The sequence below is a fragment of the Chitinophagales bacterium genome (assembly GCA_013816805.1).
Taxonomy (GTDB): Bacteria; Bacteroidota; Bacteroidia; order Chitinophagales; family UBA10324; genus MGR-bin340.
In genome coordinates this window covers 15,328-35,843 of sequence record JACDDS010000012.1, presented here as the reverse complement: position 1 = coordinate 35,843, position 20,516 = coordinate 15,328, and the positions used below count along the sequence as shown (strand labels likewise).

General features: G+C 39.3%; 21 protein-coding genes. 1 reads left to right on the top strand and 20 read right to left on the bottom strand.

What is annotated here, in order from left to right; genetic code table 11:
* Nucleotides 1-189: 189 nt before the first annotated feature.
* From merTP to H0W62_10990, 10 genes are all read right to left on the bottom strand, one after another.
* Nucleotides 190-801, bottom strand: coding sequence for a mercuric transport protein MerTP (gene merTP / locus H0W62_11035; protein MBA3649067.1), 612 nt, complete (start codon nt 799-801; stop codon nt 190-192).
* Nucleotides 798-1,175 carry a helix-turn-helix transcriptional regulator gene (locus H0W62_11030; protein ID MBA3649066.1) on the bottom strand — a complete coding sequence of 126 codons (378 nt, stop codon included), beginning with the start codon at nt 1,173-1,175 and terminating at the stop codon, nt 798-800. Before H0W62_11030 ends, merTP begins: the two co-directional genes overlap by 4 nt.
* 447 nt (nt 1,176-1,622) lie before the next feature.
* Nucleotides 1,623-2,861, bottom strand: coding sequence for an efflux RND transporter periplasmic adaptor subunit (locus H0W62_11025; protein MBA3649065.1), 1,239 nt, complete (start codon nt 2,859-2,861; stop codon nt 1,623-1,625).
* 4 nt (nt 2,862-2,865) lie between these two features.
* The gene (locus tag H0W62_11020) at nt 2,866-3,987 is read right to left on the bottom strand and encodes an efflux RND transporter periplasmic adaptor subunit (GenBank protein MBA3649064.1); all 1,122 of its coding nucleotides are present in this window, start codon (nt 3,985-3,987) and stop codon (nt 2,866-2,868) included.
* A 12-nt stretch (nt 3,988-3,999) separates the two neighbouring features.
* Nucleotides 4,000-5,238 (bottom strand): TolC family protein, encoded by a 1,239-nt coding sequence (locus H0W62_11015; GenBank protein ID MBA3649063.1) that lies wholly within the window; start codon nt 5,236-5,238, stop codon nt 4,000-4,002.
* Between the two features lie 5 nt (nt 5,239-5,243).
* Nucleotides 5,244-7,142: an efflux RND transporter permease subunit gene (locus tag H0W62_11010; GenBank protein MBA3649062.1), complete on the bottom strand. Its 1,899-nt coding sequence runs from the start codon at nt 7,140-7,142 to the stop codon at nt 5,244-5,246.
* Nucleotides 7,139-8,425, bottom strand: coding sequence for an efflux RND transporter permease subunit (locus H0W62_11005; protein ID MBA3649061.1), 1,287 nt, complete (start codon nt 8,423-8,425; stop codon nt 7,139-7,141). Before H0W62_11005 ends, H0W62_11010 begins: the two co-directional genes overlap by 4 nt.
* 24 nt (nt 8,426-8,449) lie before the next feature.
* A complete protein-coding gene (locus H0W62_11000) occupies nt 8,450-8,689 on the bottom strand; it encodes a hypothetical protein (GenBank protein ID MBA3649060.1) in 240 nt (79 codons plus the stop codon).
* Nucleotides 8,690-8,817: 128 nt separating this feature from the next.
* Nucleotides 8,818-9,207: a hypothetical protein gene (locus H0W62_10995; protein MBA3649059.1), complete on the bottom strand. Its 390-nt coding sequence runs from the start codon at nt 9,205-9,207 to the stop codon at nt 8,818-8,820.
* Nucleotides 9,208-9,710: 503 nt separating this feature from the next.
* Nucleotides 9,711-9,902, bottom strand: coding sequence for a hypothetical protein (locus H0W62_10990; protein MBA3649058.1), 192 nt, complete (start codon nt 9,900-9,902; stop codon nt 9,711-9,713).
* 499 nt (nt 9,903-10,401) lie between these two features.
* Here H0W62_10990 and H0W62_10985 point away from each other — a divergent pair, with 499 nt between their 5' ends.
* Nucleotides 10,402-10,926 carry a CopD family protein gene (locus tag H0W62_10985; GenBank protein ID MBA3649057.1) on the top strand — a complete coding sequence of 175 codons (525 nt, stop codon included), beginning with the start codon at nt 10,402-10,404 and terminating at the stop codon, nt 10,924-10,926.
* Between the two features lie 16 nt (nt 10,927-10,942).
* Here the strand turns inward: H0W62_10985 and hemH are convergent, their stop codons facing one another.
* From hemH to H0W62_10935, 10 genes are all read right to left on the bottom strand, one after another.
* The gene (gene hemH / locus H0W62_10980; GenBank protein MBA3649056.1) at nt 10,943-11,995 is read right to left on the bottom strand and encodes a ferrochelatase; all 1,053 of its coding nucleotides are present in this window, start codon (nt 11,993-11,995) and stop codon (nt 10,943-10,945) included.
* A 42-nt stretch (nt 11,996-12,037) separates the two neighbouring features.
* Nucleotides 12,038-13,318 carry a glutamate-1-semialdehyde 2,1-aminomutase gene (hemL, locus tag H0W62_10975; protein ID MBA3649055.1) on the bottom strand — a complete coding sequence of 427 codons (1,281 nt, stop codon included), beginning with the start codon at nt 13,316-13,318 and terminating at the stop codon, nt 12,038-12,040.
* Nucleotides 13,305-14,294, bottom strand: a complete 990-nt coding sequence (hemB, locus tag H0W62_10970) for a porphobilinogen synthase (protein ID MBA3649054.1) — start codon at nt 14,292-14,294, stop codon at nt 13,305-13,307. The genes hemL and hemB overlap by 14 nt, the downstream gene beginning before the upstream one ends.
* 10 nt (nt 14,295-14,304) lie before the next feature.
* Complete coding sequence (hemF, locus tag H0W62_10965; protein ID MBA3649053.1) at nt 14,305-15,210, bottom strand: oxygen-dependent coproporphyrinogen oxidase; 906 nt, start codon at nt 15,208-15,210, stop codon at nt 14,305-14,307.
* Complete coding sequence (gene hemE / locus H0W62_10960) at nt 15,210-16,241, bottom strand: uroporphyrinogen decarboxylase (GenBank protein ID MBA3649052.1); 1,032 nt, start codon at nt 16,239-16,241, stop codon at nt 15,210-15,212. The genes hemF and hemE overlap by 1 nt, the downstream gene beginning before the upstream one ends.
* Nucleotides 16,238-16,939 carry a uroporphyrinogen-III synthase gene (locus H0W62_10955; protein ID MBA3649051.1) on the bottom strand — a complete coding sequence of 234 codons (702 nt, stop codon included), beginning with the start codon at nt 16,937-16,939 and terminating at the stop codon, nt 16,238-16,240. Before H0W62_10955 ends, hemE begins: the two co-directional genes overlap by 4 nt.
* A gap of 1 nt (nt 16,940) precedes the next feature.
* On the bottom strand, nt 16,941-17,870 hold the full coding sequence (hemC, locus tag H0W62_10950) for a hydroxymethylbilane synthase (protein MBA3649050.1): 930 nt from the start codon (nt 17,868-17,870) through the stop codon (nt 16,941-16,943).
* Complete coding sequence (hemA, locus tag H0W62_10945; GenBank protein ID MBA3649049.1) at nt 17,867-18,901, bottom strand: glutamyl-tRNA reductase; 1,035 nt, start codon at nt 18,899-18,901, stop codon at nt 17,867-17,869. The genes hemC and hemA overlap by 4 nt, the downstream gene beginning before the upstream one ends.
* A 759-nt stretch (nt 18,902-19,660) precedes the next feature.
* Nucleotides 19,661-20,293 carry a chromate efflux transporter gene (gene chrA, locus H0W62_10940; protein ID MBA3649048.1) on the bottom strand — a complete coding sequence of 211 codons (633 nt, stop codon included), beginning with the start codon at nt 20,291-20,293 and terminating at the stop codon, nt 19,661-19,663.
* Nucleotides 20,203-20,505 (bottom strand): hypothetical protein, encoded by a 303-nt coding sequence (locus tag H0W62_10935; protein ID MBA3649047.1) that lies wholly within the window; start codon nt 20,503-20,505, stop codon nt 20,203-20,205. Before H0W62_10935 ends, chrA begins: the two co-directional genes overlap by 91 nt.
* Nucleotides 20,506-20,516 lie beyond the last annotated feature (11 nt).

The following is a 20,516-nucleotide window of genomic DNA, read 5'->3' as shown; positions in this document are numbered from 1 at the left end:
GCATCAACCGGCATTGTTTCTTCCTTCTTGTTACCACATGACGGACATGTAATTACTGATTCTAAAAAAATAGTGGCGCTCATTTCACTTCGGTTTGTGGTGAAGTGCTTGCATTGCCAATTTTGCAGACATGGAATGTAATTGCAGCAAATTCAATGATCGAAAGAAGAATAGTTTTTTCATTGTAGTTTATTTTTTGATTGTAGAACTTGTAACCTGATAACCTGTGGAGTTAATTGCTTTTTCTATTTCACTGGCATTCGTTTTAGAATTGTCGAACTGGATTTGCGCAAATGCCTTTTCATACGATACCTCAGCTTTGACAAGTCCATTTACTTTGTTGACTTCGTGCTTTACTTCCTGTTCACAACTGCTGCAACTCATTCCTGAGATTTTAAATTCGGCCGTCTGAATGTTTGACTGGTCAGCTACAACAACCAGTTTTGCATTGTCAGTAAAAAATATTTTTGAGTAGTATGGAAATGTGATCATAAGCACTGAAAAAATTGTAATGAGGCCAAGAAATATTTTTGATTGAATGAAATTTGGTTTTTCATCCACTTCACACCCACAATCATCAACCGGCTGAGGTTTTAATTTCTGATACCAGGCGAATCCGAAAATAAGCACGGTTAAACTGATCAGATAAGGGCGTAAGGGTTCAATCCAACTGAATGAAGCGGCTGCTCCAGCAAGTCCGCCTATTAAAGCAATTACAGGAATGATACAGCATAATGAACCTGCGACAGCAGCAATTATGCCTGCCAACAAACCACTATCTGACTTTGCTTTCACATTCATACAGGTTGAAGTTTAAGGTTTTCATGATTAATAATTTTGAAAAAGGAGCGCAGAATTTTCAAGTGTTCTTTTTTTAGCGAATAAAAAATTGTCTGACCTTCTTTTCTTGATTCAATTATATTTCCATCTTTCAATTTGCGCAAATGCTGTGAAACTGCGGGAATGCTCATTCCAAGTATGTCGCTGAGATCGCAAGGGCAAAGCTCATTTTCTTCTTCTAACAGATAAAGGATTTTCAAACGCACTTCGCTGCCTGCCAGTGAAAGAATCTGACCTGACTGCGCGAATGATTTATCATTAGCTTTTAATTTCTCACGGCAGTTATTGATTTGACTAATATCAGCAAAGATGCGATTGCAAGTGTTTTTGTTCATTCCAATAGTTTAACCAAGCAAATTTAATTATTATTTGCTTATTTAAGCAAATACTTAAATTTAAAGACGGGAACGCGGGTCGGTAAAAGCAAGTGTAACGATTGAGTGAGCTGAACGACTACTGATTTTATAAGGTAACGATAAGAGGAAACATTGTGGAGTTACCTGAATGCGTGTAGCAGTATCAAGTGGCAAGCCGGGCCGTTACACCGCGAGAGCTCGTCCCGCTTACGGGGCAGTTGCCACTGCGGAACGCCAACAAAAGCAACGAGCGACTATTAGCGATGTTGCGATGTTGGAGCGGATGTATTTTTTTATAATAGTGATTGCAGCGGAGAGCCTTTTCTATTTCATAAATGATTGGAGCCTAAAGCCCGACACGTGGAAGAGTTCCCTACGAACTATTTTATTTAAGATTTCTAATTTAATTATATTTCAATAAGATTGCTACATTTTCATATTTGGCATATTCATTCCCTGCAAAGGATTAGTTCCATTACGAAAGGTGTATTCGCTATTAATCAGATATGCGCCGGAGGTAACTACTATATCACCTTCATTTATGGCTGAAATGATTTCGGTACTATCATTGCGACTAATACCGGTATTTATCATTCTTATTTCAAAATTTTCTTTTTGATTTTTGATCCATACCCAACTATTTTTTGAATCATGCATTACCGCATCGGATGGAATTAAAAATGACTTTGAATTTTTTCCTCTTAGCACGACGTATGCCATCATGCCCGGTTGATATTTGCCGGTTGGATTCAGCACTTTTATTCGCACTAAATTGATTTCGCTTTGTGCAACAAGTTCAGGGTTTTCAAAATCTATTTTACCTTTGATGATTTCATTCGGGAACGCTGCAATTTTTACTTCTGCATATTCCTGGTTGTGCAACATGTCCACTTGATTGCTGTACACCTGCGCCTCTATCCATAAAGATGAAAGATCGGCAAGCTCAAAAAGCTCGCTTCCCATGTTCACATAATCACCTTCATGAACTAAAGCATTGGTTATAGTACCATTTACCAAACTGTAAACAGGAACGGATAATTGAACCGTACCTGATGATTGAAGGGGTTCAATTTGTTTTTCACTCATGCCTGCAAGCAGTAATTTATTTTTTGCAAAAGCCATAAGATCCTCATAATTGATTTCATTATTGCCAAGCGTTTTCTTTTTGGCAATAGCCAAAAGAAATTCTTGCTGTGCTGCCTGTAACTCCTGACTGAAAATATCATAGAGATGATCGCCTTTATGAATTACTTCGCCTGTGTTTTTAAAATACAGATGATCAATTCTCCCGCTGATTCGTGAACTGATCTGTTGAACATTTTGAGCGTTTATCACTGCGGTGCCGTTGAGAATTTTTTCATCGCTTACATTTTGAAGCTTCATTGTATCGGTATGAATGTTTCCTAACCGCATCTGCTCGGCACTAAGTTTTACCTCATTCATATCTTCAGGTGACATTTCAACTTTAGTCAGCTCCATATGACAGATTGGACATTTACCCGGATGCTGCTCATGTACCTGCGGATCCATCGAACACGTGTAATAGACATTCGCATCGGTGTCGTCTTTTTCCATACTGATGCAAGAAGAAAGAAGAAATATACTGCCCACGAAAATTACGAAAGCAATTATGGTGGCGACTGAATACCTTTTTGCAATGCTCATAATTTTAGTTTTCGCGGTTTGAAGTTTTTATGAAGCTTTCGCTGTCAATTAAAAATTGTGCTTTAGAAGCAATTTCATCATCGGATGTTATTCCATTTATAATCTGAATGAAATCGCCTGCGCTTGCACCGGTTTGAATTTTTCTTGACTGAAAAACAGTTTTGTTTTTCAGAAACACTACCCAATTATTTCCCAAATCAACCGTAGCCGATTTTGGAATCCATAATCCTGTAATGCTATCTGTTTTAATTTTTGCCACTACTCTTGAACCTACTTTAAACGTGTGCATCATGTTTTCGGTGTACACCCGAACATTAAGTGTTTTACTGCCATCGCTGAAAGCAGGTTCAATAAAATCAACGTGCGCATTCCATGACATACCCGGTTCATCCTGCATGGAAATTTCCATAGATTGATGCAGTTGGATCTTGCGGATATCATTTTGATAAATTTTCAGGATTGCCCAAACATGATGCGCATTTACCACGTTGAATAATGCTTGCCCTTTTTCAACATACATTCCTTCTTTGAGTGATAGCAAAGCATCAGAAAGATTTTTATTTATTCCGTCAGCGGTGCTCATCATAGAGCTATTCATTTCATGAATGTGCCCATCGTATTGGCTGTAAACCGGCAACGCGTTATCCGCTTTTTTTGTGGCAACTACTTTTTCAATTTGCTTTTCATTCAATCCAAGTGTTCGTAATTTTTGCTTTGCGGCATTGATGAGGGTAGCGTTATCTGCATCGTTTACCAGAATGAAAATGAGATTGTCTTCTGCATTTACAATGTCGGGACTGTAAATTTGGAAGAGCAATTCTCCTTTATGAATTTCCTGATACGCATACTTTACATTCAACTTGTCAATGCGACCGCCATATAACGTTGTAATGGTGTTGAAGGTGCGCGTATCATAATCAATGTATCCCTGGGCGGTAATGGTGTCGCTGAATGTTTTCACCATTGGTTTAGTGGTTGAAACCGAAGCAACTACGGATTGATCGGTGGGAGCAGTGACACTGCTTATGTCAACAGGATTGGAATTTCCACTTGCGGAAGATGAAGGTTTTTTGCAGGAAGCAAAAACGAGCACTGCCAAACCGATGATTAAAATCTTTCTTTTCATTGTTCAATAATTTTATCGTTGTTCAATTTCCTGGTCGTAGCTCACTTGCAATTGTAACTGTTCCTGTTGCAAATTCAGATTCTCTAATTGCGCGTCGCTCATAGCACGGATAGCATCCAGCACCACAAAAAAATCTTCTTTGTTCTGCTCATAGGCGAGTAACGTAGTATGATAATTATTTTGCAATGCTGGAATGATGTTTTTGTGATACATCTCTAACTGTATTTTCTTATTTGAAATATCAGTCTGAATAGATTGCAGTTTACCCGCCGTTTCGTTTACGATGGATTGCTTTTGATTTTGCATTGCCTCTATTTCATATTGCATGCCGGCAGCATTCGAATGATATTGCTTCTTCGACCAAGGTGCTATCGGTATGGTAACCATTCCAAGAATTGAATAGAACAGAGGTTGATTTCCGAAGGTTTGCATGTGCTCACAGCGGATACCGAAATCAGGTTTGAGATTGGAGAGTTCAGCCTTCTGGTTGAGCAACTGAACATTGATGCTTTGATCGATGGAGCGAATGTCGCTTCTGAATTTATTAATGCTTGTGGTATCAATTAAAGTGGTTTGATAATCTCTCACTACGATATTTGTATCCACATCGAACACAAAATTCTTATCGCGATTCATCAATGTGCTCAGTGCTATCTGCTTTTGTTGGATTTCATTTTCATTCATCACCTGCTCAATATTCAATTCAAAGAGTTCAGCCTTCGCTTTGTACACGCTGCTAAGATTGTCCTGGTTGTAGGGATATCGCAACTCTGCATCTTTGATGATGAAGGTGAGCAAGCTGTCAATGGAAATGAGCACACTTTGTTTTCTTTTCAGAATCACCCAATTGTAGTAATTCAATTTTGCTTCAGATAAGAGTTGGTTTAACGCATAGCTGCGATTAGCACTTTGAACTGAACCTTTTGCGTTCAGGAAATTTTGTTTTGCTTTTAGCTTGCCGGGGTTCGGAATGGATTGTTCCGCAGCAAACATGAGTTGTCCAGAGTTTTTGTAATCACTATTGAAGAAATGACCATATGGCGTATTCCATATCCCGGCTTGTATCGTTGGCGCGTCCCAACTTTTTGCACCTGATGCATAAGCGCTGTCTGCAAGAATGTTTGCCTCGTAAACCTTCAATTGCGGATTATTTTTTTCAATTCGATTCAAAACACTATCGAGCGTAAGAACCTGTCCCTGGCTCCAATGAGCGACTAAGAGTAATACGAGTGATGCAATAATTTTTTTCATGACGATTAATGTTTAAAACCAAGCACTTCAATAGTACCGTGCTTTTTTAATTCGCGTTCTTTGGTGATTAAAAAAATGATGGGAGTAACAATGAGCACATGAATGGTGGAGGTGATCATGCCACCAATCATGGGTAATGCAATGGGTACCATTACATCACTTCCTGTTTCGTGAGAGAAAAGAATTGGTATCAAGCCAAATAGGGCAGTGGCAACCGTCATCAACTTCGGGCGTAACCTTTTTGCAGACCCTTCGATCACGGCATCTTTAAGATCATTTTGAGTAATGGGTTTATCTCCCTTGTCTTTTTTCATTTTTGTGATGGCTTCATCCAAATAGATAACCATCAGCACTCCAGTTTCTACTGCAACACCAAGTAACGCAATGAAACCCACAGCAACTGCCACCGAATAATTTACTCCGTAGAAATAGACCAGGTACACGCCACCGATCAACGCAAACGGGACACTTAAGGAAGTGATCATTGCCTCTTTCCAGGAGCGATAAATGAAAACGAGCAGGAGGAAAATAAGAATGAGCACAAGGGGAATAATGATGCGCAAGCTCTGATCGGCGTGAATTTTATTTTCCCATTGCCCGCTCCATTCTATACTATATCCGTTGGGAAGTTTTTTGAAAAGATCATTCAGTTTTTGTTGTGATTCTTTTACGGTGCTTCCTAAATCGCGGTTGCGCACATTGAATAAAACGGTTCCTCTCAACATCGCATTTTCAGAATTGATCATCGGAGGTCCCTCCGATAATTTCACATCCGCAATGAGCGAAAGGGGAATGGATCCGTTATCCGCTGTTTGAATAGTGAGTTGTTTAATCGCATCAAGATTATTTCGGTAATCCTGTGCAAATCGCGCATTCACATTAAAGCGTTGTCTTCCTTCAACAGTAGTTGTCAAATTCATTCCGCCCAATGCTGTTTCAATAAAAGTGTTCACATCATCCTCACTCAATCCATATCTGCCAATCACTTCTTTCTTTATTTGAATGTCGAGATATTTTCCGCCAACAATCGGTTCCACGTATAAATCTTTCACGCCGTCAATTCCCTGTAAAGAATTTTTCATTTGAGTTGCTAATTTGTAAATGCTGTCGAGATTTTGCCCGTACACTTTCAACCCGACATCCGTCCTTATTCCTGTTGAAAGCATGTTGATGCGATTGATGATCGGTTGCGTGAAGCCATTCACCACACCGGGAATCTGGAGTTTTGCATTGAGTTCATTGATGATATCATCTTTTGTTATGCCCGGGCGCCATTGCGATCTGGGTTTTAAAATCACCATTGTTTCTACCATGCTGATGGGAGCGTTGTCGGTCGCAGTATTTGCTCTTCCTGCTTTGCCCAACACATTATCTACTTCAGGAACGGACTTAATGATCTTATCCTGCAATTGCAGAATCCGCTTTACTTCTGAATTAGAAACATCCGGAAGGGTGACAGGCATAAATAGAATAGAACCTTCATCCAATGGCGGCATAAATTCTGAACCCGTTTTAATGAACATCGGAACGGCAATGATCAATGCAGCGATGTTGATAACAAGCACGAGCTTTTTATATTTCAATGCAAAATGCAATACCGGTGCATACAGGCGATTGAAAAAGTTGGTGACAGGATTTTTGTTTTCAGGCCTGATCTTTCCTTTCAAAAAGATGACCATCAACACCGGCACTAGGGTAATCGCCAATACTGCCGAACCCAGCAACACAAACGTTTTGGTGAATGCCAATGGTGAAAACAATTTGTATTCCTGGCCTGTGAGCAGAAACACCGGCAGGAATGATACTATGATGATGATGGTAGAAAAAAAGATGGGGCGCCCAACCTGGTGTGCTGATCTTTCGATGATGGCTACCCGTTCTTTATTATTTAAAATGGTACTCATGATTTTCTTTTTAGCATAAAAAATTCCTGCGCTTCACTTAAATGGCGGTACGCATTTTCCACCATCACGATTCCGGCATCCACGATTACCCCGATTGCCAATGCAATACCTGTGAGTGACATGATGTTTGATGTAATGTGAAATGATTGCAATAAAATGAAGCTGATGCCAATAGAAACAGGTAATTGAATAAGAATGACCAGCGTGCTTCGTGCATTGAATAAAAAGAGCAACACAATGAGTGACACGACAATTATTTCTTCAATCAAGGTTTCCTTCACCGAATCAATCGAAGCTTCTATCAACTGGCTGCGATCGTATGCGAAATGAAAGGATACACCTGGTGGTAACCCTTTTTTTACTTCCTCTATTTTTGCCTTCACGTCTTTAATAACCTGGTCGGCATTTGCACCATAGCGCATCACGATGATACCACCTACTGCTTCTCCTTCACCGTTCTCATCAAATATTCCATTCCGCAAATCGCCGCCCATTTGCACAGTTGCAATGTCTTGTATGCGAATAGGAATCGTTTGATTTGTACCAACAGAAATGTTTTCTACATCCTGAATGTTTTTGATATAACCCAATCCGCGAACGATGTAGCTTTGATCACTCATCTCAAATTTTCTTCCTCCCACATCATTGTTATTGCTTTTTACGGCATCGAGCACATTCTTCATTGAAAGATGATAATAGATAAGTTTATTGGGATCGATGGTGATCTGGTATTGCTTTTGAAAACCACCGAAAGAGGCTACTTCACTCACTCCTGGTACAGTCTGTAATCCAAACTTTACATACCAATCCTGTGCAGCTCGAAGATCTCCAAGATCGGTTCCCTTACCCTGCAGCGTGTACCAAAGAATGTGTCCTACGCCTGTACCATCAGGTCCCAGGGTTGGCGTTACACCTTCAGGCAATAATCGCTGAGCATAATTCAACCGTTCTGTTACCCTCGTGCGTGCCCAATAAATATCTGCATCGTCATCGAATACTACATAGACGAAGCTCATTCCGAACATGGAGGTGCCGCGAATGTTTTTTATTTTAGGAATCCCTTGCAGGTTGCTCACGAGAGGATAGGTAACCTGATCTTCCATCAATTGCGGGCTTCTACCTTGCCATTCAGTGAATACGATCACCTGGTTTTCGCTGAGGTCTGGAATTGCATCTACCGGATTGTGCTTCATAGAGTAGATGCCCCAACCTAAGAGCACGGAAGTCACAGTTAGTACGATAAAGCGATTGCGGATTGAAAATGAAATTATTTTGTTGATCATTTTACTCAGTTGAGCTGTTAAAAATTATTTCACATGAGATAAGCTAACGAGCAAGTGCTCACGAATGCCATCGTGATCTTTTATCATGTCCATTCCGCAAACCGGACACGTTTCTGGCTTGGCACTCGTCTCATCCGGATGCATGAGGCAGTAATACAAATCTGCTTGATCGATAGTTGCCTGCTCTGATGATAGCGTTTTAGAATTATTGCCTGAGGAACAAGCAACGAGCGCCGTGCTTATGATAGCAGTCATCGCTACCATGAAAATTGATTTTTTCATGAATTGATTTTTTTAATGACAGATACAAAAGAAATGCGAAAAGCGAAAAGAGTATCGCTTTCAGGATGGCTTACTGCGCAGTATAGCGAGCAAACCCATTGAAGAAGAAATCAAATGCGGAAAACAGCGTGAAGAATAAAGAGGGCAGGTTCGGATGATAAAGGCGGACCATGAATATCATTGGAAATTGACTGAATGCTATTTAAAGATAGCAATTGGTTATGACTGAAGGGAGTAATTACTAAAAGACTAAGCGGCGCGGGAGGATTAAAAACTGATCCTGCACTGGCTACGTGACTGTCACTTATTCTTAAAACCAATTGCTTGTGGGAGCAACAATTCTTTGAGGCATCAGGAGAAGCACAACAGCACCTCTTTGCACCAATACCATCAATGGAAACGGAGGACTTCACCCCAAAGCAATATTGACTATTTATCGTTACTCCCGCAATGGAAGTAAGGTAGATCAATGCAAAAAAGATGGTGAGAAGCTGTTTCATTAAAATGACTTACGGGTACAAAAGTAGCAATTCTGAAATTAGCATTTGTCGGATATGCGATAATTCGGGGAATCTACAGGAACCAAAGATTCTCCTTGCTGAAGGCAGGGTATGATTCTGACATAGCTTTCAACAGGGCTTTTAAGCGACATGTTGATGAACCCCCTGCACAATGGAGAGATCATGCCAGAATACATTTGGTGGCATAAATATGTAATGCGGCATAGCCTTTTCGTATCCCCCTTCCTGGCGCAAGCGTCCGCTTGTGACACTGTCATCGAGCAAAACTATTTTGAGTAATCTGCATTCTCCTGCACTGTGCCGAGTAAAATGTTTTTGCTCATTCCTGATAAACAGATCTACCCAGCTAACTACTGCGAAGGAAAGAAATAGAGTTTCGGCTGGTCAAGAATTGTATATTTCTTGCTTATCTAAAGTTTGCTGAAATTAATTATTCAGGCACAGGCTACTCGATAAGCTGCATACCCGCTTTGTTGGTGTAGTTAGAATCTTTTTGGTTTAATGTATTCAACTTCTTTCACATTGAATTTTGCATAACTGAAATCGCCTTTGTCTAATCTCCATAAAACATCAAAAGCTGTCGGTATAAATACATTATTAAATTCCTTGTAATTGGTGGCTTTGATAACCCAAGTTTCTAAATTTTTATCGCCCATATAACGCTTGGTCTCCATCTCGGTTATCTCACCAATTTCGTTAAATGTAATTTTGAAAAATAAGGAAAGTCCATTGTAATTAAAAGTAAGTTTTGCTGTTTTTGAATCATTCGGCAACCATTGTAGCCGTTGATGGTCTCACTGTCGCCAAAAGATTTTCACCCTCTTAGTGGCGCAAGCGTCCGCTAGTGCCGCTGTAATCCCGGCAAACTATTCTTAGTTCCTTAATTTCTCCTGCATAATTTCTTGCACAATGTCGGGTAGGAATGTTTTATACTCATCCCTGCTCTACAGACTTATCGGGTTAATTACTGCAAAAGAAACGAAATAGAATTTCATCTGTTCAAGAATTTTATATTTGCTGCTTATCGAAAATTTGCTGAAATTAATCAGGCACAAGCGGACGCTTGCGCCAGGGTTGGTATAAAAAACTAATTTATTTGAGCCTTAGTGCAAAGTTTTAATTGCAAGACTAAGCAGCAGATTTTTTAACCAATTATTTTTGAAATTGACTTGAATGTATTTCTACGTTAAGACACTCCACATAATTTTTATTGTAACCTGGTTCAGCGGTTTATTTTATATCGTGCGCCTGTTTATCTACAATGTAGAGGCGGAAGAAAAAACAGAAGCAGAGAAAACTATTCTGCATACTCAATTCAATCTCATGATAAGGCGTTTGTGGTATGGAATTACATTTCCATCTGCTATTTTAACATTGGTGTTCGGTTTGTGGACTATGTATTTGTATGGTTCACTTCCCGATTGGTTAATTATTAAATTATGTTTTGTAGTGGGATTATACGTTTATCATTTCACACTACATATCATTTTTCGACAGCAGATGCGCGGTGAGTTCAGGTACAATTCTAATCACCTTCGGCTATGGAATGAAGTAGCAACCATTTTTTTAGTTGCCATTGTGATGCTGGCAGTAGTGAAAGAGAATTTAAGTTTTGTATGGGGATTAATCGGGCTTGGCTTATTTGTAGTCCTTTTGATGAGTGCTATTAGGATTTACAAACTCATGCGAAAAAAATAGCTTAATGTTGCTGGCATTAATTCCACCAATCTTTGTAAGTGGTTTCAGAGTTTTTGCAATAAGAAGAAAAAGTTTCTGTCCATTCGTCAGAAGTATTGAGGCAGTTTACCCGCTCAAAGATTTCACCTCCATTTTTCAAAAATATTTTCCTACCCCTGAGATCAATCTCCTCTTGTGTTTCCAGACAATCGGCTACAAATGCAGGACATGACACTAACAATTTTTTCACGCCTTGTTTCGGAAGTTCAGCAAGCAATTTATCGGTGAAGGGTTGAATCCACTTATCAGAACCAAGGCGCGATTGAAATGAAATCATCACTTTTTTTGCATCGAGATTTAGTTTTTCCGAAACAAGCTGGGTAGTTGTTTTTACCTGATGTTTATAGCATGTTTGCCATGCTGCTGAAATTATTTCGCAGCAGTCATCATTCATGTAACAATGATTTTTTGTTGTGTCCGATTTTTGGAGATGCCTGATTGGCAAACCGTGATAGCTGAATAAGAAAGCATCAAAGTCATATTTAGCAAGATAGCTTTTCATGTTTGCTGCAAGTGATGAAATGTAAGCAGGTTCATTATAAAATGGTTTCAGCACATGAATTTTACAATTTTTCAGTAACGATAAAATTTGATTTTTTACATGTGCAACGGCGGTTTCATAAGAACTCATGGCATAATGCGGATACATCGGTGCAATTAAAACTTGATCGAGTTTTTCTGCTTTGTTCTTTAAATCTTTCAAGGCATCAGCCGGAGTTGGATTTCCGTATCGCATTGCAACGGATACAGGTATTTCAATTTTACTCTCAATAATATTGGCGAATTCTTCGGTAATAACTTTCAATGGCGAGCCCTTACTTGTCCAGATTGATTGATAGGCTTTGGCGGATTTTCCAGAGCGGGAAGGAACAATAATTCCTTTCACCAATATTTGCCGCAGCAAAGAAGGAATATCAATCACTCTTTCATCCATCAAAAACTCCTTCAGATATTTTCTCACATCCCTTACCAAATAACTTTCAGGTGAACCCAGATTGATTATAATAAGCCCTTTGTTATTTGAATTCATTGTAATAAAAAGTGAAATGGTTTTTAAAAAGATGAATCAGCATTAACTTACAAAACTTTCACACACCAATAAAGTGTGGTTTAAATTTTCATTGCTCAAAGCCGCGCTCAAAAACCAACTCTCAAATGCTGACGGTGGTAAGTAGATTCCATTATCAAGCATGTGGTGAAAGAACTTTTTGAAGGTGTCGTTATTACCTTTTGAAGCAGATTCAAAATCGGTTACCGCATTTTCACAAAAGTGAACGCTAATCATCGAACCGATTTGGTTGATAGCTTGTGTAATTCTTTTAGCAGTAAAAATTTCATTCATCTTTTTCTTGAGGAAATTTCCTTTGTTTTCTAATTCGGAATAAATGGAAGAATTTGAATTTAATTCGGAAAGTGTTGCAAAACCGGCTGTCATTGCCAATGGATTTCCGCTGAGAGTTCCTGCCTGATAAACATTCCCGAGCGGTGCAATGCAACTCATCATATCTTTTCTTCCGCCAAATGCGCCAACAGGCAAACCCCCACCAATTACTTTTCCGAAGGTTACCAAATCAGCCCAAACATTTAATCGCTCCTGTGCACCGCCTTTTGCTAAACGGAAACCGGTCATCACTTCATCAAAAATTAAAACGATATTATTTTCAGAACATAACCTGCGCATCAGTTCAAGATAACCTGCTTTGGGTGGCACACAGCCCATGTTTCCCGCAACAGGTTCAACGATGATTGCAGATAATTCATTTTTATTTCCATTCACGGTTTGTTCCAATTGTTCAAAATTGTTGAAGGCGACAACAATGGTATCATCCGTTACCGCTTTTGGAATTCCTCCTTCCTGTTTAATGTTTAAGGTGGCTACTCCACTTCCTGCTTTCTTCAAAAACATATCGGCATGTCCATGATAATGCCCTTCGAATTTTATGATTTTGGATTTCCCTGTAAATCCACGCGCTAACCGAACTGCGCTCATACATGCCTCTGTTCCACTATTTACCATGCGCACCATGTCAATATTCGGCACCATGTCTTTGATGAGTTTTGCAAGTTCAACTTCTAAAGTTGTTGGTGTGCCGAACGAAAAAGCAGTTTTCACTTGTTGCTGAACCGCATCAACAACCTTGGGATGATTATGTCCGAGAATCATCGGTCCCCAGCTATTGAGGTAATCAATGTATTGATTGCCATCCTCATCAAAAATGTAAGCACCATCAGCACGCTTCATGAAAATGGGTGTGCCTCCCACTTGTTTAAAGGCGCGCACAGGCGAGTTCACTCCACCAGGAATGTGGAGTTGGGCTTCGTTGAATAATTCTTTGCTCTTATTGGTGTTCATTTTTTACACTTGCACTATACTTCACAAAATCTTTTGCAAAATAAGTGGCGATTAAATCTGCCCCCGCTCGTTTAATGGAAGTAAGCGATTCAATAACTGCAGCTTTTTCATTTACCCATTCGTTTCGCGAAGCGGCTTTTATCATTGCATATTCCCCGCTCACCTGATATGCAGCAACCGGAACATGGACTGCATTTTTTACTTCGCGAATAATATCGAGATACGATCCGGCAGGTTTCACCATTACCACATCCGCTCCTTCACTTATATCATCCAACACTTCTTTGATTGCTTCTTTACGGTTGCGAAAATCCATTTGGTAACTTTTCTTATCTCCAAAACCGGGAGCACTGTATAAAGCATCCCTGAACGGTCCGTAAAAACACGAAGCATATTTTGCGCTGTATGCAAGAATCCCTGTTTTGGTAAAATCGTTTTGCTCCAAAGCTTTTCTGATAGCACCGATTCTGCCGTCCATCATATCGGATGGAGCAACAAAATCAGCTCCGACAGTTGCATGAAGTACACTCATTTCAGCAAGAACTTTTACTGTTTCATCATTCAATATCTCGAAATCTTTCACCAAGCCATCATGCCCGTGAAGAGAAAATGGATCAAGAGCAACATCCGTCATTACACACATTTCAGGTTGTTTTTCTTTTACTGTTTGAATTGCGCGAATCATCAAACCATTTTTATTTAATGCTTCAGAACAATTATTATCTTTCAGTTTATCGGGAACCATTACAAACAGCAAAACACTTTTCAATCCTAAGTTCCACAACTCATCAATTTCGTTTTTCAGATTATCTAAACTCATTCGAAAGTAATCGGGCATAGAAGAAATTTCTTCTTTCACTTCTTTGCCCTCTGTAATGAATAGCGGAACAATAAAATCGTTTGGGGTGACATTCGTTTCTGCCACCATTTCGCGAACGGCAACTGATTTCCTGAGTGTTCTGTTTCTTCTTTGCATCCTGTAAAATTTATATCCAGTTAATCGGGTTCATCAATATCCGTTGCAATTTTTCTTCTTCCGAATTTTTTTCCGGTCGATAATCGTATTCAAAACGAACATGCATTGGTAAACTAATTAAAATACTTTCTGTCCGTCCATTACTTTTCAATCCGAAGAGCGTTCCTCTGTCGTGAATTAAATTAAACTCTACATAGCGCCCTCGGCGAATCAATTGCCAATGCTGTTGTTCTTCGGTGAAAGACAATTTCTTCCTCTTTTCTACAATAGGAAAATATGCTTTAATAAACGCTTCACCATTTGATTTTGCAAGCTCAAACAACTCATTCGCAGTAAATGTTTCGGAAGGTTTAAGATAGTCATAAAAAATCCCTCCTATACCTCTTCGTTCTCCGTTGCGATGATGATTGACAAAATAATTATCACATTGCGTTTTGAATTTCGGATATAAATCTTCTCCGAATTTGTCGCAACTTTTTTTGAATGTTTGATGAAAATATTTTGCATCTTCTTCAAACAAATAATATGGAGTTAAATCTGATCCGCCACCAAACCAGCAATTAATGACATCTCCGTTTTTATCATACACTTCAAAATACCTGAAGTTAGCGTGAACGGTAGGAACCATCGGGCTGTATGGATGAAGCACCAAAGAAATTCCGTAGGCAAAAAATTTTTCTCCTTCTACTTTTAATTGTTCGAGTATTTGAGAGGTTATCTTCCCAGAAACTTCCGAAGTATTTACTCCTCCTTTTTCAAACACAGCACCGTTTTGAATTATACGCGTAATTCCCCCGCCACCTTCTTTGCGTGTCCATTTATCTGTAAAAAACTTTTCCTTGCCATCAGCAAGTTCTGCTTCGAGGCAAATTCTGTTTTGAATTTCTTTTATCCAGTTTGAAAATTCTTCTTTCATCACACAGAATAATTTTTTACTGAATCAACAAAAGCTTTCGCATGGTCAACTGGTATATGAGGTAAAATTCCGTGCCCGAGATTGGCGATATAACGTTGCGAGCCGAACGCATTAATCATCTTTTTTACTTCTAGCTGAATTTCTTTTGGAGGTAATAAAAGTTTCACCGGGTCGAAATTTCCTTGCAGAGTAATTTTGTTACCGGTTTGCTCTTTTGCATAATCGGCAGTAATCGTCCAGTCAATTCCAATTGCATCAGCAGATGTTTTACTTAATTGTTTCAGGGCATACCAACTTCCTTTAGGAAAAAGAATAACCGGACAAAGCGGACTTAGTGCATCTGAAATTTTTTTGAGATAAGGCAGCGCAAAAGTTGTGAAATCATCTGCCGATAACATGCCGCTCCAGCTGTCGAATATCTGCACGCAATCTGCTCCGGCAATTACCTGTGCTTTTAAGTATTCTATTGTTGAATCGGTAATTTTTTGTAGTAGTTGCTGAGCCAATACCGTTTGAGTAAAACAAAATTGTTTTGCCTTATCAAATGTTTTGCTTCCCTTACCTTCTACCATGTAACAAAGAATGGTGAAAGGTGCGCCTGCAAATCCGATGAGCGGAACTCTGCCGTTCAATTCTTTTTTTGTGAGCGAAATTGCTTTGCACACATAATCCAATCTTTCAGCCACGCCTTCCGCCTGAAGAATATCAATATCTTTTTGTGTGCTGATAGTTTTTGGAAGCGAAGGTCCTTTGCCTTCTTCCATCAGCACTTCGACTCCCAATGCCTGCGGAATAACAAGTATGTCGGAAAAAATAATAGCAGCATCGGTGCCGATAATGTCAATGGGTTGCATTGTGATTTCACAAGCGAGTTCAGGTGTTTGAACGCGCGTAAAAAAATCATACTTCGCTTTCAACTTCATGTATTGCGGAAGGTAGCGACCGGCTTGCCGCATCATCCAAACCGGAGGGCGCGAAACAGTTTCACCCCGCAATGCTTTCAGCAACAAATCATTTTTTAATTCACTCATAATTCTATTCGGCTATTTTGAAAATATTTGGCGATAGCTTCAATTATTGATTGAAGTGATGGTTGTCGGGGTAAAATAATTTTTGCGGTGCTATTTTTTTTTCTCAATGCCATTGCCGTTGTTTCTCCAATACAGCAACAAACATTTTCATTATTCAATTTATTTGCAGCAAAAAAACTTTCCACGCCACTCGGACTATAAAACATGACAACATCAAAATCTTCATTCAATACAATTTTGTTTTGCAGAATTGTTTGATATATTATCAACGAAGAATATTCTATTCCGGCACCTTTCAATTTTGCTCCAAGCACCTCCAATGTGAGATTACCGCAAAAATGCAAAACCGATTTCGCAAGTTTAGCTTGAATAATTACTTCTGCTAAATCATCCGCGTTTTCTCCTGTGTAAATTGCTTTGAGGTTATATCTTGCTAGTTCCTCTGATGTCTTTCCTGCGAGAGAAAAAATGTTTTTGCCTCTTAATAAATTCAAAGCATTTTGATTCCCGAAAAAATATTTCACGGCATTGGCACTGGTGAAAGCAATCGAATCGAAGGTGTGCGAATGAATGGAATGAGTGTCAAAATCAACTCCATTAACTTTTATAAAATCAACACACCGAATATTCAAATTCAATGTGTGAGCATGAGCGATTGTTTCCCCATCAATCATTTTAGTCGAGAGCATTTTTATCATTTCACTTTTTATTTCTGATTTCTTCTATCAACTCAAGTGCTCCGTTTTGTTGCAAAAGTTTTTCGGCTAATACCTTTCCCGCATTTTCCCATTCAGTAAACGGCATGGCTCTGCGTATTTCAAAGCATCTGCTACCGTCATACGAGTGCATGGCTCCTTGAAAATCTATTTCATTTCCATTGATTTTAACGAATGCGCTTATGGGAACTGAACATCCGCCCATTAATGTTTTTAAAAATTCTCTTTCCACAAACCCTGCAATGAACGATTCGGGATGATTTATTTTGTTGCAGATTTCTTTCATCTCTGTATCATCATCCCGGCAAACAATTCCGATAATTCCCTGGGCAGGTGCAGGTAACATCCAATCGAGTGTTATCGAATTTTCGGTGAGCAGATTTAATCTTTCCAATCCGGCTTTCGCTAAAATGACGGCGTCAAGATGTTTATCTTCTTCAAACTTTCTCAATCGTGTTTGCACATTGCCGCGAATGGGAACGGTCGTATGCTTCGGATATTTTGCTAGCCACTGTGCGCTGCGCCTTAAACTACTGGTGGCAATGGTTGCTTGTGCAGAATTAATTTCCAGTATTTCTTTTCGTTTTACCACCACCAAATCTTCATGGGCACCTCTTTTTAGAACCGCAGCGAGAAAAATATTTTCAGCTAATTGAGTAGGAACATCTTTCAAAGAATGAACTGCAATCTCCGCCTGGTTATTCAGTAATGCAGTGTCTAATTGTTTTGTGAAAACTCCTGAAATTCCCATTGTATAAATGGGTTGAGTCACTTGCACATCGCCTGTGCTCTCAATATGTATCAACTCGCATTTGTCACCAGCAGATTCCAGTTCTTCCTTCACTTCATTTGCCTGCCACAAAGCAAGTGGGCTGCTTCGCGTAGCAACATGAATTACGCGAGAAGATTTCATTTTTTCTCTTCTTTAATCGAATACAATTCTCGTCTCCTCTCCCATTCTTGCAACTCAGTGATATGCTGTTCTATAATTTCCGATGCAAGAGGGATTTGATTTCTGCGTTTCGAAATAGTTTCGTTTACAATTTTAGAAAGGTTATCAATGTCGTAAAACTTTAAATCTTTTACTTCTTTGACATCATCACTCACATTTGATGGAACAGACAAGTCGAACAGCAATTTTATTCTGGAAGATTCAATTTGCAACTTTGTAATAAGCGGATGGTCAGCAGCTGTTGCGACTATTAAAACATCCGAGTTTTGAAGTGCTTCGCTTTGCTGTTCGAAGGTTGCATAGCTTACATTATATTCATTGGCAGCTGATTGCGCTCTGATTTCATTTCTGTTTATCAATGTAACTTTATGCCGGGGCAAATAATGTTTAAGATTTTTTAAAGTGAGTGTTCCAATTTTACCAAGCCCCATCAAGCAAATATTCATTGCTATGTTGTTGCCTATTTCCTGGTTCATCAATTGAATGACGGCATATGAAATTGAAGTAGTTCCATCAGAAATTGAAGTGCGATTTCTTACTTGACGTGATGCCTGCAACGAGGTATTCATCAACTTCTCCATTATGCCGCTGGTCCGATAATGGGATTTAGCGAGTGCAAAAGCATTTTTTAATTGCCCGATTATTTCATAATCACCGAGAATCTGAGAATCGAGACCACAAGCAACATGCAGCAGATGTTTAATCGCCTCGTATCCTGATTTGATATAGGTGTACCTGTTTACCTCGTCAGCACCAATATAGTTGTAACGGGTGAACAATTCACACAGTTGTTCGGGTTGTTTTGTAAAACTGTAAATTTCTGTTCTATTACAGGTAGAGAGAATAAAAAAATTAACAGGGTAGTTGCTACTCTCTTCTTGATAAATTCTTTGGACAATCTCTGTTGTAAAGGCAAATTTATTTCGAATCTCTAATAATGTTTTTCTATAACTTACTCCTGTAATCGAAAAGTCTTGTACATCTTCATTCATGAAAAACATTATGTTTATAATAATGGGGCAAAGCTATTAATCCAACTCTGATAAAGACAACTTGGAGCAGTAATTCTCGAAAAATGGACATTACTATGACAATTTCCATCGACATCAAAAGATCCAACAATAACTTACAGAACAATTTTTCGGTTGTCACCGATCCATAGAAAGTTCTTTAACTCATCAGTTGAAAATATTTACACCATTAAACTAACTCACTCCTAAGCTTGCGACTACTCCGAAAACGAAAATACCAGAGCAATAATTTACTATTGCAGTCTTTTCTTAGAGAAAGGATTTTCGGTTCAAGCTCTTATTGCAAAAAGAGCAAGACTCACCCATTGCACCGCGCGGTGCGCGTGTTGCTGCGAGTGGGGTTGTTACCCCACACTCTTCTCGCGAGGCGGGTAATTTCCTTCGTTGCTGCGCAACTTCAGGACAACAAAATTGTTACAATTAAAAAACATTACTCGTGCTCTTGCACTTCGTGCAATACGCTTGTTCCTCCACGCAAACCTCCCTACTCAGCAAGGAATCCGGTAAACGGTTCGTGTGAAACCACTCTCGATTTTTCACCTTGCTGTTCCGTTTGCGCAAGATTATTGTTAGGAATGAAAGGCGGGTCTTGTGGATTAATTTGAAAAAATGAATGGATGGTTTGGGTGTAATAATAATGAAGAATTTCTGTATGGAGACAGACTCTTCAGTGCTGGTGAATACTATCAAAGAGTGAACTCCTCTTAGAGTCGATTTGGCTTATTTAAAAACCCACGTTTTTAAAATCAAACCCAAGACAGCGGCGATAAAAATAATATATGGTTCCTGAATTTTTTTTATATACAATAGCGTCAGGACAATTGCCACTGCAATAAGTACAGAAGGAATATCAACCACCACTGTGTGGTTGCGGGTAAATGTATTTATGGCAATAATGACTACGGCTCCAGTGAGTGCGCCGATCACGGCTGCTGTAATGCCGTCCACGAAGGCCTTGATGCTTGCGTTCTTTGCATACTTCTTAAAGTAGGGTGCAGGTATAACCGTAAAAAAATAACAGGGAAGAAACGTACACGCTGCGGCGATACAGGCACCTGGAAAGCCGGCAGCTAAATAACCAATGAAACCCACAGTGATTACAACAGGTCCGGGGGTAATCATTGCTACAGCAACGGCATCGAGAAACGTGTGCTCATCAATCCAATGGTACTGCGTAACAGCGCCATGCAAAAAAGGTATGATTGCCAGGCCACTTCCAAAAACAAAGGCACCTGCTTTGGTAAAGAACAGTGCAATCTGACCTAAGGTTTTTGAGTCATAATCCCAAAAGCTACTGCTGCCTCGGGATATTCGCCTAAATAAAAAGCGCCTGCTACCCCAATCAGCATCAATAAATTAATACTGCTGAAATTGATTTTGGCAAGCGACCTTAATCCATTCCAAATTCCCTTATAGCCTATTGAGAAAATAAAAGCTGCAAAAACGAATGGAGCATAAGGCATTGGAATATGAATACCCGTTAGCGAGAGTATTTCTAATACTATCACAATGACTACTGATGAGAGCAGCAGAATGAATTTTTTGTCTTTGAAAGGTAACTTCATTTTTTTCACTT

What these genes read in the sequence shown, in the direction of transcription:
- H0W62_10935 (MBA3649047.1), bottom strand. Translation starts at nt 20,505, where the DNA reads ATGAAGTTACCTTTCAAAGACAAAAAATTCATTCTGCTGCTCTCATCA.
- hemB (MBA3649054.1), bottom strand. Translation starts at nt 14,294, where the DNA reads ATGCAAAGAAGAAACAGAACACTCAGGAAATCAGTTGCCGTTCGCGAA.
- H0W62_10990 (MBA3649058.1), bottom strand. Translation starts at nt 9,902, where the DNA reads ATGGAGACCAAGCGTTATATGGGCGATAAAAATTTAGAAACTTGGGTT.
- hemF (MBA3649053.1), bottom strand. Translation starts at nt 15,210, where the DNA reads ATGAAAGAAGAATTTTCAAACTGGATAAAAGAAATTCAAAACAGAATT.
- H0W62_10985 (MBA3649057.1), top strand. Translation starts at nt 10,402, where the DNA reads ATGTATTTCTACGTTAAGACACTCCACATAATTTTTATTGTAACCTGG.
- hemE (MBA3649052.1), bottom strand. Translation starts at nt 16,241, where the DNA reads ATGAGTGAATTAAAAAATGATTTGTTGCTGAAAGCATTGCGGGGTGAA.
- H0W62_10995 (MBA3649059.1), bottom strand. Translation starts at nt 9,207, where the DNA reads ATGAAACAGCTTCTCACCATCTTTTTTGCATTGATCTACCTTACTTCC.
- H0W62_11005 (MBA3649061.1), bottom strand. Translation starts at nt 8,425, where the DNA reads ATGATCAACAAAATAATTTCATTTTCAATCCGCAATCGCTTTATCGTA.
- H0W62_11015 (MBA3649063.1), bottom strand. Translation starts at nt 5,238, where the DNA reads ATGAAAAAAATTATTGCATCACTCGTATTACTCTTAGTCGCTCATTGG.
- H0W62_11010 (MBA3649062.1), bottom strand. Translation starts at nt 7,142, where the DNA reads ATGAGTACCATTTTAAATAATAAAGAACGGGTAGCCATCATCGAAAGA.
- merTP (MBA3649067.1), bottom strand. Translation starts at nt 801, where the DNA reads ATGAATGTGAAAGCAAAGTCAGATAGTGGTTTGTTGGCAGGCATAATT.
- H0W62_11030 (MBA3649066.1), bottom strand. Translation starts at nt 1,175, where the DNA reads ATGAACAAAAACACTTGCAATCGCATCTTTGCTGATATTAGTCAAATC.
- H0W62_11025 (MBA3649065.1), bottom strand. Translation starts at nt 2,861, where the DNA reads ATGAGCATTGCAAAAAGGTATTCAGTCGCCACCATAATTGCTTTCGTA.
- hemL (MBA3649055.1), bottom strand. Translation starts at nt 13,318, where the DNA reads ATGAACACCAATAAGAGCAAAGAATTATTCAACGAAGCCCAACTCCAC.
- H0W62_11020 (MBA3649064.1), bottom strand. Translation starts at nt 3,987, where the DNA reads ATGAAAAGAAAGATTTTAATCATCGGTTTGGCAGTGCTCGTTTTTGCT.
- H0W62_10955 (MBA3649051.1), bottom strand. Translation starts at nt 16,939, where the DNA reads ATGATAAAAATGCTCTCGACTAAAATGATTGATGGGGAAACAATCGCT.
- hemH (MBA3649056.1), bottom strand. Translation starts at nt 11,995, where the DNA reads ATGAATTCAAATAACAAAGGGCTTATTATAATCAATCTGGGTTCACCT.
- hemC (MBA3649050.1), bottom strand. Translation starts at nt 17,870, where the DNA reads ATGAAATCTTCTCGCGTAATTCATGTTGCTACGCGAAGCAGCCCACTT.
- H0W62_11000 (MBA3649060.1), bottom strand. Translation starts at nt 8,689, where the DNA reads ATGGTAGCGATGACTGCTATCATAAGCACGGCGCTCGTTGCTTGTTCC.
- hemA (MBA3649049.1), bottom strand. Translation starts at nt 18,901, where the DNA reads ATGAATGAAGATGTACAAGACTTTTCGATTACAGGAGTAAGTTATAGA.